Raw genomic sequence first — 12,462 nt, forward strand, 5'->3', positions numbered from 1 at the left:
CGGCGCATGACGGTAAAATGGTGGAATGGATCTGACACTTTACTCTGCTTCTTGGTGCCGCGACTGTCGCGAGGCCAAGCGTTTTCTGGCTAAGCACAACATTCCTTTCAACGAGATTGATATCGAAGAGGTGCCGGGCGCGGCGGACGCTGTAGTCGCGAACGTGGGCAAGCGGGCGATTCCGCAGTTTGTCATCGATGGCAAATGGGTGCAGCCTTATAAGCCGGGGCAGGGCTTTCTGCATGAGGAGATGGCGGAATTGTTTGGGGTTGCGGAGTAGGCTTGCTCCTCAGCATAGGCCGTGGAGAAGCAGATCCTCCGACTTCGTCGAAGGATGACAAGAAATTAGTGGGAGATTGAATTGATTGCACGCTATACGCGACCCGAGATGGGGCGCATCTGGTCGGATGAGAACAAGTACCGCTGCTGGTTGCGGGTTGAAGTAGCGGCGTCGCAGGCGCTGGCTAAGGCAGGTATGGTGCCGCAGGAAGCTGCGGATGCGATTCGCGACAAGGGTGACTTTACTGTGGCGCGGATCAATGAGATCGAAGCCGAGGTTCGACACGACGTCATCGCTTTCACCACCACCGTCGCAGAGTACATCGGGCCGGAGTCGCGGTGGCTGCATTATGGGTTGACCTCGACCGATGTGGTGGATACGGCGCAGGCGCTGCAGTTGAAGGAGGCTTCGGCGATCATTCGCGCGGGGATTGTGCGGCTGGGCGAGGTCCTGAAGGCGCGGGCGCTGGAGTTCAAGCACACGCCGACGATCGGACGGACGCATGGCGTCCATGCAGAGCCGACGACGTTTGGGTTGAAGCTGCTGCTCTGGTACTCGGAGACGCAGAGGAATCTGGCGCGGTTCGATGCAGCGGCGGAAGAGTTGCGGGTGGGTAAGCTGTCCGGTGCTGTTGGGACGTTCGGGCATCTGAAGCCGGAGCATGAAGAGGCGATCTGCGCGGAGCTCGGGCTGACTCCGGTGGCGATTGCTACGCAGGTGGTACAGCGTGATCGTCATGCGGCTTATGTGGCTACGCTGGCTGTGCTAGTGTCGACGCTGGATAAGATTGCCACCGAGGTTCGGCATCTACAGCGGACAGAGGTACGTGAGGCGGAGGAGTTCTTCTCCGAGAAACAGAAGGGTTCAAGCGCGATGCCGCACAAGCGCAACCCCATCGTGAGCGAGCAGATCAGTGGGCTGGCCCGGGTGGTGCGTGGGAATGCGCAGACGGCGTTTGAGAATGTGGCGCTGTGGCATGAGCGGGACATCTCGCACTCGTCGGCGGAGCGGGTGATTTTGCCGGACTCGACGATACTGGCGGATTATCTGCTGGCGAAGACGGCGACGCTGATTGAAAAGCTGATGGTGTATCCGGCGCGGATGATGAAGAACCTGGAGTCGACGGGTGGGTTGATCTTTTCGGGGCAGTTGCTGTTGGACCTGGCAGAGTCGGGGATGTTGCGCGAGGATGCGTACCGGTTGGTGCAGGGACATGCGATGCGATCTTGGAAGGAAGAGCTTGTGTTCAAAGAGGAGGTGGCGAAGGACGCGGAGATTACGGGTCGGTTGAGCCCGGAGAAGCTGGCTCGGGCGTTCGATTATTCGCGGCAACTGGCGAATGTGGATGCGATCTTCAAGAGAGTGCTGGGAGCCTGACATGCGACGCAGACTGATTGCTCTTGCTTGTGCAATCGCGATGGGCTGCGCGGCAATTCCATCCCTAGCTGCGTCGAAAGAACCCTGCCCGTCTTCGACGAAAGGCGTAATTGATAAGAAGTTCAAGCCCGGTCAGGTTTGGAGTTATGAGACACGGCCTGGCGAGTCGGCTTCAACCGTGACTATTCTTCGAATTGACGTGGAGTCCAAGATTGGTGTCGTGGTTCACGTTCGCGTCGATGGATTGCTCGCACACAATCCGCGCGGAGACGTTGTCCCTTCCGTCGAACATATGCCGTTCACTCGGGACGCGATGCTCGTGAGCGTCAATCATTTGCTTAAGGCTGATCAACCCTTGCCGACGCTCGAAGGTCTTGAGCGGTGGCAAGCGGACTGTGGCGGGGTGTACACCATCTCAATTCGCGATGCGGTGGATGTGATGGAGAAGACATTGAACAGGCCATGAATGATGAGTTGATCCACATCGTAACGGCCGCGATGGCGGATGCTACCGTGCGGAGTGGCGACTGGCTGAAGTGCCGCCCCGGTTGTTCACAGTGTTGCGTGGGCGTGTTTCCGATTCGGTGGCAGGATGCGGATCGGTTGCGCGATGGGTTGATTGCGTTGGGCGAGGTCGATCCGGAGCGGGCGGCGCGGGTGAGGGCGCGGACGGCTTCGGCGTTGGAAAGGCTTGATCCTTGGTTTCCGGGCGATGTAGCTACCGGCGTTCTCGGCGAGTCCTATGAGGAGGCGATACTGTTCGAGGAGTTTGCGAACAATGAGCCTTGTCCGGCGCTTGATCTGGACCACGGCACCTGCGATCTGTATGAGTCGCGACCGATCCTTTGCCGGACGTTTGGGCCTCCGATGCGTACCGAGGAAGACAATCTGGCGACGTGCGAGCTTTGCTATATCGAGGCGAGGACGGAGGAGATTGAGCGATGTGAGCTTGATCCGGCGATTCCTCGATTGGAAGAAGAGAGCAATGCGGCTTACGAGGCAGCTACGGGCAAACGAGGCGAAACGCTGGTGGCGTACGCACTGCGTGGGGCTTGATGGCGGTCGGGAGCGCGAGTTCTTGGTTGAAAGATCCGAGCGGTTGTGGGGATGTGAGCGGCACCGGGGTCCTTCGACTGCGCCACTCGCGGTGAGACCGCGAGTGGCTTCGCTCAGGATCACGGGATTGTTTGCGCGATCAAGAAGGCTGGATTCGCATCGGCGATAATCGAAAGCGATGAGTGATGCGATGAAGTTGAAGAATCTGACGCTGGGGATCACTGGCGCTAGCGGTGCGATCTTTGCGGTCGAGTTGTTGAAGATGCTCGAGGCGGATGAGCGGGTGGGCAAGGTGAATCTTGTCGCTTCGGATAGTGCGCTGCGAGTAATGGCGGAAGAGATGGAGATCGCGGGACGGAACGATCTGGTGGAGCGGATTCTGGGTGCGACTTCGACGAAGATTCAGCACCATGTGGATGCGAATATCGGGGCGAATATCGCGAGCGGGAGCTATCCGTCGGATGGAATGATTGTGCTTCCCTGCTCCATGGGGACGCTGGCGGGGATTGCGAATGGGCTGGCGGACAGTTTGATTGAACGGGCGGCGGATGTGTGCCTCAAGGAGCGGCGGCCGTTGGTGCTGTGCGTCCGGGAGACTCCATTCAACCGTATCCATCTGCGGAATATGCAGTTGGCGTCGGATGCGGGAGCGACGATCTTTCCGGTGATGCCAACGCTCTACAACAAGCCGCAAAGCACGGCCGAGATGGCGGTGCAGTTTGTGCAGCGGGTGCTGGCGCACATCGGGCTGCCACAGCCGAGAGCTTATCAGTGGCAGGCGGACGAGACGGTTTGAGGGTTTACGTCCCACCCATCGCATAAGACAAAAACGCGATGGATGGGGCACCCGGGCCTAATTGCCGGGTAGAGTCTTCTCAACGGAGTGCCAGGGCGGGTCGGATTTGAGGAAGTTCAGCGTTACTGGAAAGACAACAGGGGCGCACTGCACCGGGGCAAGATGGCCGCAGCCTTCGGCTACAGCGAACGAAGATCCTGCGATGAGATGGTGCATGGATTCGCCGACGCTGGGCGGGATGAGCGTGTCCTTGCCTCCCCAGACGATCAAGGTTGGCTTGCGCAGAGCTTGTAGACGAAAGTCGAGGAGATCGCGGCCACTGGTCATGGAGCTGACTGTGCGGCGGATGACCCAGTAGTTTGATTCGAGGCCGCGAAGCGCGTCCCTTGCGGCGAAGTCTGGGATCTTTGGCGGATCAGGTTGGAGCATAGCGTTCAGTCTCGCGAGACCGGCGGTGTCCGTTGGTGTGAAGAGGTCCGTGTCGAAGGAGCCGAAGTAGATGCCGGCACTGTCGAAGAGGACCAGGCGGTCTACGAGTTCGGGATGGTCGAGGGTGAGTTTGGCGGCGACCCAGCCTCCCATGGACCAACCCACAACGTCCGCGTTTGGCACGCCGATCGCCTTCATAAAGTCAGCGATGAACTTTGCCTGGAGCGAGATGGAGTAGTCGACGTCGGGGTGGTCGGTGCGACCATACCCGAGAAGGTCTGGAACGTAGACGTGAAAGCCGTTAGCCGCGAACTGCGGGATGACAGCGGCCCAGTCCTCGCCGCGTGATCCGAGACCATGAATCAGGACGATGGGGATACCGAGGCCGCTTGCAGGCTTCGCTTCGAAGTAGTGGACACGATAGCCGTCCGCCTCGATGTATTTGCTTTGCACGCCATGATGCCATAGGCCGAAGCGGGTGTGCTCATCGTTGAACCAGACAGGATGCAGATAGAAGGCGACCGCGAGCGCGAGCACCAGCAGCAGAATGACTCCGGACAGTCGAAGCAGGACCTTCACGATACAGAGCTCTCCGAGATCCGCCGCTTAGACTTTTAGCGGCTTGCCAAACTCTTCTCCAAAGACGGTGTGGGCGATGTTGAAGCGGCCTCCGTCAAACTTTTCGGCCCCCTTCAGATGGCCTAGGGCAAGGAGGGCGATGACGCGATAGCTGAGTGGCAACCGAAGCGTCTCGCGGACCTTCTCCTCTTCAAAGCCTTCCATGGGAGCGGTGTCGTAGCCAAGACTTTCGGCGGTGAGCATCATGAAGGCGTAGGCGAGCATGACGTGCTTATTTAGCCAAGAGTGCATCTTCTCGCTGGAGAAGCTGGAGAAGTAGGTTGGGACGCTGATCTTCGCCTGTTCCGCGTAACTCTCAGGCATGCCACCTTCGCGGCCCTGTTGGAGCATCAGGTCAAGGTCCTTGCGCCAACCGTCGGAGTCGCCACAGGCGACGATGACGGCGGACGCCTCTTCGACCTTTGCCTGGTTGTAGCTGGCGGCGCGGAGGCGCTTCTTCTGCTCCGGCGACTGGACGACGACAAATCGCCAGGGCTGCAGATTGTATCCGCTGGGGGCCGCAAGTCCTGCCTCGAGGATCTTTTTGATGTCACCGGCAGGGATCGGGCGGCCGTCAAAGCTCGGAGTGGCACGACGTCCGGCGATCGCCTGAGAGAGTGGCTTTTCCATGTTCTTCCTTGTGACCGCTTAGGGTATTTACCGGCAGGCAAGCCTGCACGGGGGCTATCCGGGCCTGCCGGCAGAGAGTCTCTATCTCCGTTGCGCAGGCCAGAGCGCTGCCCTGACGAGTCCAAAGATAGCATTTTCACAGCCGATGCAGCGGGACTCCTGAAGTTTGAAGATTTGCTTGTTGACCGGGACGAAAGAGGCTAGCGTATCTCGGCCATCGACTGTTCCGTGACGAAGGGACTCTTCCCAGGCTCATCGGCGAAGATCCAAACTCCGCCAAAGGTGGATTTGAGCTCTGGGTACGCCGCCAGGAGCGCGACCATGGCGCTGGTATTGCGATCCTTCGGAGATAGAGCCGCTGGCACGGGCGCTGATTTGGGCGCGGGTTTCGCTGCGGTTGCCGGCGATCCCTGAGGTTCAGGTGCCGGGTCCGGAGCCAGGTGGGCGACGACGTAGAGCTTGTCGCCCCCCAGAGAATCGTCCGTGCTGAGACTGGTGAAGCGGAACTCCGCGCCGCCCTGCCCTTTCACCACCAGGGGCATATCCGGCCCAATGCCTTCCGAGAGCGCCGGAGGGGCGGACGAGGTGGATTCCTTGCGTAACTTGTCGAGATGCGTGCTTCCGACGAAGCCAGCGGGCTGCAAGAGAGACTGAGCCTCTCCATACAGGAGATAGCCGCTCCAAAGGTGTTTGTCCTTGACCTGCTCCCGTGCCTGGGTCCAGTACCAGAGACCGTCATGGCCGGCAGCGGTAAGTGCCTTGGGGTAGAAGCCTGCCAAATCCCAGCTACCGGCTGAATCCTGCCAAAGAAGAAAGGCGAGCCGCCAAGGCGACGTCGCGTTTTGCGCGAGCACCTGGGAGTAGGCGTACCTTCCAGGCGGCAACGCGGGAATGAAGAAGGTCGCTTCCGCGATGGAGCTGTTCAACGAGCAAAAAAATTGAGCATCCTGGTTTGTCCCATCGGCGAGGGTCTTCAGGTTGGTGGCGTCGAGAAGATAGACCTGGTCGACCTGAAGAGATGCGGAGGCAATCTTTGCAGAAGTAGCGGCCACGAGCGAGGTCATCGCGGTATAGTCCTTGGCAAACTCGGGGACGCTTTGCTGGCGCAGGCCAGGGACGTCATTGGCCTGTACCCGCGATGCAAGAGCCCGGGTCGCGCTGGCGATGGCATCGCGATCGGCGGGCTTCATTTGCGACTGCGTGGTGCAGACTTCGCCACGGGAGTTGGCGGAAACAAGAAAAATGGCCGCCAACAGGAGGCCTTTTAAGCCCATCACGGAGCTTCGTCGCCCGCCATTTTGTTCCACGATATCCATAACTCCTTCACCGCCCGAAGACCAACGGCCCGATGCACCCCGGTTTCCAAAGGGGCAAGAGAAGTTTAGTACAACGGTAAGGGTGAGCGGTGGCGCAACTTCTCCCGGCGCGCCGGGAAGCGTTAGAATAAGCACGTTGTTGCCGCGGTCATAACGTTTACGCCGGTTCTGCGTCCCATCCATGGTATGAGCCGTTCACTGCCAATTCGCGAAGCTTCGCTGGTACTGGCGTCGATGCTGATCGGCGCAGGGACAGCGTTGTCTTTCGGACAAGTTCCGGCGAATGGGACGCCTCCCACTGCGGGCTCCAGTCTGCCCGTTGTTCAGCCTACTGCGGCACCTGGTGTGAACCCGGCTGGCGCATCTTCTCCGATTCCCGGCACGCCGGCACCCCCTGCGAAGCCCGGAGCAAAACTTAAAGTGGCCTACAGCGATGGGATGCTGACAGTGGATGCAGCCAACGCCAGCCTGAACGAAGTCCTTCGGCAGATCTCGCAGAAGACGGGGATGAAGGTTACAGGCACCGTCGCCGACGAGAGCGTCTTCGGGCAATACGGGCCATCGCCGGTCTCCGAGATACTCGCTTCGCTGCTGGATGGCACAGGGAGCAATATGTTGCTGGTGGATAACAAGAGCGGGCCTGCTGAATTAGTCCTTACCTACCGCCGCGGCGGAGCGACACCACCGAACCCGAACTCGTCGTTTGCTGGCAACAACTCACGTAGTGAGCCGCAGGAGCAGTACGTTCCGCCGGTTCGCCCCTTCCAGCCACCGACCATTACGGGAAGAGGTCCGGTGAGTGCGAATCCAGATGGAACTCCGGCTTTTGGGCAACCGGGTAGCTTCGGTCCCGGTGGCACCCCTCTTGTCGGCGACCAGCAAAAGACCCCACAGCAGATTTATGAGCAGTTGCAACAGAGTTCACAGCAGCAAGGTTTACAGCAGCAGACTCCGCCGCAGGATTAGCCGTGGTGTGGGATTTGCGATGGACTAAGCGTGGGGCAGGTCGAATAAGTCGCCAAGAGTGGCGCCGCAAGGTAACGACTTGATTTTTGACCGTTACCCTCGTACGGTACGCGGCGGGGCAACCGGGAGAGGGGATCTTTCGGCTCTCTGCCTTGCGTGGCTCTGGAAGAGAGCTAAGAGCGCCTGACACAGACCATAGGCAAGAAGGACGCCGGCGGCCATTGACGCTAACACTGCACATACGAGAACGATTGAAGCACTCAAAACACACCCCTGGGTAACGATGGCCTAAAGCATCAAACAGAAAACGGAAACGCTGGAGATCAAGCTACAGAGCCCGAATACCATTTCTTACGATGTACATCATTGTCTCAGAGTTTTGCGACCGTTCTGTAAAACCACATCGAACGTATTGCAACTTCTGATACCTGTAACGCGGCGAACGTTGTCCGGGGTTGTTGTGAGTATCGTCGATGCAAGGTTGCCGCGCGGGCCGGGAGCGCGGGCCGGGATTTGGCCACCGTCGCAATCGAACGGGATAAATGCCGTATCCTAGAGACTTGGCTCTATACGGGCCACTCTCGCTATGAGCATTACCCACATTACGGTTCGCGGCGCACGCCAGCACAATCTTCGTAACGTCGACGTCAGCATTCCGCGCAACACATTGACGGTCGTGACCGGTCTTTCAGGATCGGGAAAGTCCTCGCTCGCCTTCGACACGATCTACGCCGAGGGGCAGCGGCGGTATGTCGAGACGCTTTCGGCTTACGCACGGCAGTTTCTGGACCAGATGGAGCGGCCGGACGTCGATGCCATCGACGGGCTGTCGCCGGCAATCTCGATCGAGCAGAAGACGACCAGCCGGAGCCCGCGTTCGACCGTTGGAACGATCACGGAGATCTACGACTACCTGCGTTTGCTGTATGCGAGCGTAGGCCAGCCGAACTGCCCGAACTGTGGACTGCCGATCTCAAGGCAGAGCGCGGACCAGATTGTAGAGCGGATCGTCGCGCTGGCTCCGGGCGAGCGCATTACGGTGTATGCGCCGATTGTGCGCGGGCGTAAGGGCGAGTTTCGCGAAGAATTAGAGGCTCTGGATCAGCAGGGATTCCGCGCGCGCATCGATGGCGAGATGACGGAGCTGACCGAGGGGATGCGGCTGGAGAAGCGCAAGAACCATACCGTCGAGGCAGTCGTCGACCGGATCATTCTGAAGCTGAATCCTGATGCTGAAACGACGGGAAAGAAGTACGACACGCGGCGGTTGGAGACGTCTGTGGCGAAGGCGCTGCAGATGGCCAACGGGCTGGTGTTGATTGGGATTCACGGCATGGAGGAGACGCTGTACTCGTCCTCGATGGCGTGTCCGGACTGCGGCATCAATGTGCCGAAGCTCGAGCCGCGGAGCTTCTCGTTCAACTCGAACTACGGCGCTTGCCCGGAGTGCCATGGGCTGGGGAGCATCTACGACTTCGATCCGGGTAAGACGATCACCGACTGGTCGAAGCCGCTGCTGGATGGAGCGATGGGGCCGGGATCGGGGTCGGCATATCTGCTGCGGCTGATCAAACTCGCGGGCGAGCGGTACAAGATCAATTTGAAGCTGCCGTTCGCTGAGTTGACCAAGGCGCAGCAGGATCTGCTGATGTACGGGCCGCCGAAGGGCGAGTCCACGCGGACGGGGTTTCATGGAATCTTCTCGTACCTGCGAGCGAATCTCGAGGACACGAAGAGCGAAGGCTATCGCGAGTACATGATGCAGTACATGTCGGCGACGACTTGCCCGAGGTGCCAGGGACGGAGGCTAAGACCGGAGTCGCTGGCGGTGACGGTGCCGATTGGCATTGCGGATAAGACGAAAGCCGCGTCGATTGCGGACTTTACGGCGCTCTCGCTGGAGCGGGCACTGACCGGGGCGAGAAGCATGGCCTTCACGGGACGGGACCGGATCATCGCGGACCGGCTGCAGCGGGAGATCATCGAGCGGCTGGAGTTTTTGAATGCGGTGGGGCTGGGGTATCTGTCGCTGGATCGTTCGGCGGCGACTCTGTCGGGTGGCGAAGGACAGAGGATTCGTCTGGCTACGCAGATTGGATCCAAGCTCCGCGGGGTACTGTATGTGCTCGACGAGCCTTCGATTGGATTGCATCAGAGGGACAATCAGCGGCTGATTACGGCGCTTGAAGCGCTTCGCGATCTGGGCAATACCGTGCTTGTCGTCGAGCACGACGAGGACACGATCCGCAAGGCTGACTATGTACTCGACCTGGGGCCGGGCGCTGGCAAAAACGGCGGTTTTTTGATCGCGAGCGGAACGCCGCAGGAGATCATGGACAATCCTGCTTCGGTGACCGGGCAGTATCTTGCGGGCAAGATCGATATTGTGACACGGCCGACGCCGGACAAGGCTCCGCGACCGCTGACCGGCAAATGGCTGACGGTTGAAGGCGCTCACTCGCACAATTTGAATGAGGTGACCGCGCACTTCCCTCTCGGCGTGATGACGGTGGTCACGGGCGTGAGCGGATCGGGCAAGAGCACGCTGGTCAACGACATCCTTTATCGCGCGCTGGCAAAGGAGCTCTATGGATCTCGCGAAGAGCCGGGCAAGCATGGAGCGGTGCGCGGCATCGATCAACTGGACAAGGTGATCCAGATCGACCAGTCGCCGATTGGGCGGACGCCGAGGTCGAACCCGGCTACGTATACCGGCGTGTTTACGGCGATGCGCGATCTGTTCGCGATGCTGCCGGATTCGCGTGAGCGCGGCTACAAGCCTGGGCGGTTCTCGTTCAACGTGCAGGGCGGACGATGCGAGGCTTGCCAGGGTGAGGGGCAGCGGCGGATCGAGATGAACTTCCTGCCAGACGTTTACGTGCTCTGCGAAGTATGTAACGGCCGTCGTTACAATCAGGAGACACTGGCGGTGAAGTTCAATGGCTACTCCATTGCCGACCTGCTGGACCTTCCGATTGAAGACGCGGTGCCGATCCTGAAGGACATCCCGACGGTCAATGTGAAGCTGCAGACGCTGGTGGATGTCGGGCTGGGCTACATTCACCTGGGACAGTCGGCGACGACGCTCTCGGGCGGCGAGGCGCAGCGCATGAAGCTGGCGCGCGAGCTTTCAAAACGGCAGACGGGGCGCACGCTTTACCTGCTGGATGAGCCAACGACGGGACTGCACTTCGACGACGTGCGCAAGCTGCTCGAGGTGCTGCATCGGCTGACGGACCTCGGCAATACAGTCGTCATCATCGAGCACAATCTCGACATCATTCGCAACGCGGACTACATCCTGGACATGGGTCCTGAGGGCGGCGAAGGCGGTGGGCGTGTGATCGCGCACGGAACTCCGGAACAGGTGGCGACGGTTGCGGGCTCCCACACAGGCAGTTTTCTGGCGAGGTACTATGCGTCGCTGCCGGGAGGCGTGACGCTGAATGGCGCGCAGAGTCACGCCGGGCCTCAACCGCTCGAGATTGTTGCGGCGGAGGACAGGAAGAAAGAGCCGCGTGGGAAGTTCGTGGGACCGGAAAAGAAGACCGGCGTGCCGACGGCGCGTGCGATGCCGGATACGCCGAATAAGGCTGACAAGAAGACCGCTGTCAAGAAGACGGCGAAGAAGGCTGTGGGAAGGCCGAAGAAGGCATGAACGCGGAGTTCAGAGAGGATGATTCGCGTCGAGACGATCTTGCGCGCGAATCTTCGAAGAGTCCTTCGGAATGGTGGCCTGAGCCAGCCGCCGAGCATCCCTCCTCAAGAGTTCCGCATATCGGACACGTGCTTTTGCTGCTGGCGCTGGCGTTGTTGCTGTTCTTTCTGGCGCAGGTGGTCTTCTTTGCTTTTGCGCATCCGGCTACCGGCGCGGCACACGCCATTCAACCGAAACGGCAGCTTGCGGCGCAGGCTGCGATGTACATCGCCACACTGGGCTTAAGCGCGGTGATCTTCCCGGTGTTCTGGGGACGCGGATTTCTTGCGGGGATCAATTGGAATGGGAGGCAGGCGCTGCGTCAGAGCTTCCGCCTGGTGCCACTTGGCCTTGCCGTGGGGCTGGCGGTACAGGCCATATCGAGCCTGATCCCGATGCCAAAGTCGCTCCCGATGGACGACTTTTTTCGGACACCCTCCGATGTCTGGATCGTCGCGTTGTTCGGTACGCTGCTTGCACCGCTGGTTGAGGAGATCGCGTTTCGCGGCTTCCTGCTTCCTGCGTTGGCCATCGGCTTCGATTGGGCTCATGCAACATTGCGGCATCTGGCAACAATCACGGCCGCAAGGCTTGCCGGGGCAGAGCCTCCGCGGCACGTCGCCGCGTTTCACGAAGATGCCCCTGCGGGCCTCGATGTCGAGATAGGCAACCTATTCTTTCGCAGCCGCGCGGGTGTGGTTGCGGCCAGCATTGTGAGCAGCGCCCTCTTCGCGCTTCTGCATGCAGAGCAGATCGCTCACGCATGGGGCGGACTGGCGGTGCTCTTCGGCGTGTCGCTGATGCTGACGACGATCCGGGTGCGATCGAAGTCTGTTGCCTGCTCGACCCTGGTGCATGCCAGCTACAACCTTTCGGTATTCATCACGATCTTCGTGGCGACTGGCGGATTCCGGCATCTCGACCGAATGGCAAAGTAAGCTGTTTCGAGGGAAGCGGCGGGTAGACTTACTTGCCTCTTGCCAGTATCCTTATGAGAGATCGTTGCGTTCACCAATAAGTTGAGGGCATGGGCTGCGTCGCCGGGACGACGACCGTTGAAGACGATCGAAAGAGTGGAGAGGTGGCAGAGCCCGGTTGAATGCACCTGACTCGAAATCAGACATAGGCGTAAGTCTATCGGGGGTTCGAATCCCCCCCTCTCCGCCATAACTTCTAAGCCCCTTTAGAATGAGCACGAAATCAGTTTGTGACACTTCTTGTGACACTTTTCCACTGATTTCTTTTCCCGATAAAGCGATGTTTCCCTTCCACCTCGGTAACAGGCCTTGGAGGAATT

11 protein-coding genes and 1 tRNA gene are annotated in these 12,462 nt (G+C 59.7%); 9 read left to right on the top strand and 3 right to left on the bottom strand.

Annotated elements, in window-relative coordinates; genetic code table 11:
* The first annotated feature begins 25 nt into the window (after positions 1-25).
* The 5 genes from OHL18_RS19535 to OHL18_RS19555 all read left to right on the top strand — a co-directional run bounded on the left by OHL18_RS19535 (position 26) and on the right by OHL18_RS19555 (position 3,509).
* The gene (locus OHL18_RS19535) at positions 26-280 is read left to right on the top strand and encodes a glutaredoxin family protein (protein WP_263376547.1); all 255 of its coding nucleotides are present in this window, start codon (positions 26-28) and stop codon (positions 278-280) included.
* Positions 281-361: 81 nt separating this feature from the next.
* Positions 362-1,657, top strand: coding sequence for an adenylosuccinate lyase (gene purB / locus OHL18_RS19540; protein ID WP_263376548.1), 1,296 nt, complete (start codon positions 362-364; stop codon positions 1,655-1,657).
* A gap of 1 nt (position 1,658) precedes the next feature.
* Positions 1,659-2,123, top strand: a complete 465-nt coding sequence (locus OHL18_RS19545; protein ID WP_263376549.1) for a hypothetical protein — start codon at positions 1,659-1,661, stop codon at positions 2,121-2,123.
* Positions 2,120-2,713: a YkgJ family cysteine cluster protein gene (locus OHL18_RS19550; protein WP_263376550.1), complete on the top strand. Its 594-nt coding sequence runs from the start codon at positions 2,120-2,122 to the stop codon at positions 2,711-2,713. Before OHL18_RS19545 ends, OHL18_RS19550 begins: the two co-directional genes overlap by 4 nt.
* Before the next feature lie 190 nt (positions 2,714-2,903).
* Complete coding sequence (locus OHL18_RS19555) at positions 2,904-3,509, top strand: UbiX family flavin prenyltransferase (protein WP_263376551.1); 606 nt, start codon at positions 2,904-2,906, stop codon at positions 3,507-3,509.
* Between the two features lie 57 nt (positions 3,510-3,566).
* Here the strand turns inward: OHL18_RS19555 and OHL18_RS19560 are convergent, their stop codons facing one another.
* The 3 genes from OHL18_RS19560 to OHL18_RS19570 form a co-directional block, all read right to left on the bottom strand.
* A complete protein-coding gene (locus tag OHL18_RS19560; RefSeq protein ID WP_263376552.1) occupies positions 3,567-4,517 on the bottom strand; it encodes an alpha/beta fold hydrolase in 951 nt (316 codons plus the stop codon).
* Positions 4,518-4,544: 27 nt separating this feature from the next.
* Positions 4,545-5,186, bottom strand: a complete 642-nt coding sequence (locus OHL18_RS19565; protein WP_263376553.1) for a nitroreductase family protein — start codon at positions 5,184-5,186, stop codon at positions 4,545-4,547.
* A 200-nt stretch (positions 5,187-5,386) separates the two neighbouring features.
* Positions 5,387-6,376, bottom strand: a complete 990-nt coding sequence (locus OHL18_RS19570) for a hypothetical protein (RefSeq protein WP_263376554.1) — start codon at positions 6,374-6,376, stop codon at positions 5,387-5,389.
* Between the two features lie 312 nt (positions 6,377-6,688).
* Between OHL18_RS19570 and OHL18_RS19575 the strand changes: the two genes are divergently transcribed.
* From OHL18_RS19575 to OHL18_RS19590, 4 genes are all read left to right on the top strand, one after another.
* Positions 6,689-7,468, top strand: a complete 780-nt coding sequence (locus OHL18_RS19575) for a hypothetical protein (protein ID WP_263376555.1) — start codon at positions 6,689-6,691, stop codon at positions 7,466-7,468.
* Between the two features lie 586 nt (positions 7,469-8,054).
* A complete protein-coding gene (gene uvrA / locus OHL18_RS19580) occupies positions 8,055-11,126 on the top strand; it encodes an excinuclease ABC subunit UvrA (RefSeq protein ID WP_263376556.1) in 3,072 nt (1,023 codons plus the stop codon).
* Positions 11,123-12,103, top strand: coding sequence for a CPBP family intramembrane glutamic endopeptidase (locus OHL18_RS19585; protein ID WP_263376557.1), 981 nt, complete (start codon positions 11,123-11,125; stop codon positions 12,101-12,103). The genes uvrA and OHL18_RS19585 overlap by 4 nt, the downstream gene beginning before the upstream one ends.
* Positions 12,104-12,240: 137 nt before the next feature.
* Positions 12,241-12,332 (top strand) — tRNA-Ser (locus tag OHL18_RS19590).
* Positions 12,333-12,462: the final 130 nt, after the last annotated feature.

Source organism: Granulicella aggregans (assembly GCF_025685565.1).
Lineage (GTDB): Bacteria > Acidobacteriota > Terriglobia > Terriglobales > Acidobacteriaceae > Edaphobacter > Edaphobacter aggregans_B.